Origin of the sequence: Halorubrum sp. GN12_10-3_MGM (assembly GCF_005435235.1) — an archaeon.
Taxonomy (GTDB): domain Archaea; phylum Halobacteriota; class Halobacteria; order Halobacteriales; family Haloferacaceae; genus Halorubrum; species Halorubrum ezzemoulense.
Window position 1 is genome coordinate 1 of sequence record NZ_SGUB01000061.1, and the last position, 1,065, is coordinate 1,065.

Sequence of the window (1,065 nt, forward strand, 5' to 3'; positions counted from 1 at the left end):
TTTTCGCGTGATGGCGTTGAGCTGATGACAGCGATTCGAACTCGTCAAACACACGCGTACACGACAAGAAGTCCGTAATCGGCATCATCCGTCTTCACTACCGCCTACGTCACGCTCCTACTTCAACGTTCAAAGCTGAGTAATTAATTTCAACCGATGCTTTGTCCGTGTATGGGTTCACCGCTCTCCCGTCGTCGAGTGCTCCACCTTTGTAGTGTGACGAGCATCGCGGCGTTCTCTGGCTGTCTCGCTGACCCGGGAGACAACGGTGGCTTACTAGAGATTCTTCGCACAGATACACCAGACGGAGCAACGGTGACGCCGTCGAGTGATGAACGACTTCGTTCCGTCGAGCCGATTCGAACAGCGCTCAGCCGTGCAGCGGAGCGTTCGGTCGCCGACCAGCGCCTCGACAGGTCGAAGTTTTCGGACGTCAGAGCGGCGCTCTCTCCGCTACCCTATTATGACCGTAGCGACCCGCAGACCGACGGAACTCTCCCCTCTGGAATATACCTTCGTCACAACGGCTCGACGTACGTCGCCTCACTGTGGCCCTACTGTACCGATTCGATTCTCGGAAGCGCAGAGAGTGAGCAAGGCGACTACGGCCGGGGTGGATGTTTAAATCCCGAGGAGCGTCCCGGCGACTCCTAACAGGGTCTTCATAACCATCGCTCCCCGAGTTCTGTAAGCTACGGACTCGCTGAGCAAAGTGGCTGAACCGCTACGGGGCAACCCTTATTGTATTAGACCCGCGCTCTGTAGCTACCGATTCAACTGGTTCAGTAACAACCATTCTCTCGTGACCGACTCGCGCGCTGTATTCATTACGGCTCCAAGAATATATCATCAGTTGAGGATTTCAACAGAGACATTTGCGGCGAAATGATTTAGCGGATATCTCTGAAGTGGTCAGTGGTAGATCGTCAGGAGAAAATCGCTCTTATGTAGAACTACGGAAAGCCCCTATAACAAGGCAGTCAATGGTGATATCGACGGATGCGCCTGTGAGATTCAGCGATCTAATGATCCCGAATGTATGAGCGGCCTGTTCCAAGCCTTGCT

The 1,065-nt window shown here is 53.9% G+C and carries 1 pseudogene; it reads right to left on the reverse strand.

The features are described 5' to 3' along the window. Positions 1–943: 943 nt before the first annotated feature. A pseudogene (locus EXE47_RS18230) lies at positions 944–1,065 on the reverse strand (IS1595 family transposase); the annotation flags it as partial.